1 protein-coding gene is annotated in these 727 nt (G+C 64.8%); it reads right to left on the bottom strand.

Annotated elements, in window-relative coordinates; all coding sequences use genetic code 11:
* The coding region (locus tag AACY52_RS28845; protein WP_339561149.1) for a glycine cleavage T C-terminal barrel domain-containing protein at positions 1-727 on the bottom strand (727 nt) is incomplete at both ends.

Raw genomic sequence — 727 nt, 5'->3', positions numbered from 1 at the left:
CGCACCGACGCTCGGCGCGAATCCGCCCGAGGTGACGCGTCCGACCTCGGAACCTTGCGCATCAAGCACCGCCGCGCCTTCGCGCACCGGCTGGCGGCCGCCAACCATCAGCCCGACGCGCTTGACGATCGCGCCGTTTTCACGCTCGGCCAGGATGCGTGCTGCGCCCATGAAGTCGCCCGCCTCGCGGCGGCGCTTCGATAGCGCAAAGCCGAGATCCGCCTGGATTGGCGTCGTTTCGGGGTCGAGATCATGGCCGTAAAGCGGCAAGCCGGCCTCAAGCCGTAGCGAATCGCGCGCGCCAAGGCCGATCGGCTTTACCTCAGGCTCGGCGGTCAGCGCATCAGCCAGTGCCTCGACATTCTCGGCAGGCACCGAAATCTCGAAGCCATCCTCGCCGGTATAGCCCGAACGGCTGATCCACAGAGGAACGCCATTCCACTCGAACGCCCCCGCCGTCATGAACACCAGCGCTTCGACACCCGGCACCAGCCGCGCCAGTGCATCGACCGCCTTGGGCCCCTGCAACGCTAGCAGTGCCTGATCTTCCATGTGGTTGAGTGCGATGTCGTCGGGCAGATATTCGAGCAGATGCGCGATATCGTCGATCTTGGTCGCGCCGTTGACGACCATGTAAAAGCCCTGAATGTCGAACGGTTTGGCGTCGGGCAGGCGCGTGACCATCAAATCGTCGAGGATGCCGCCATCTTCGGCCAGCAGCAGCGAA

Source organism: Pseudomonas sp. EA_65y_Pfl1_P113 (genome assembly GCF_963970525.1).
Classification (GTDB): domain Bacteria; phylum Pseudomonadota; class Gammaproteobacteria; order Pseudomonadales; family Pseudomonadaceae; genus Aquipseudomonas; species Aquipseudomonas tritici.
The sequence above is the reverse complement of the archived record's forward strand: the minus strand, read 5'-3'. Positions and strand labels throughout refer to the sequence as shown.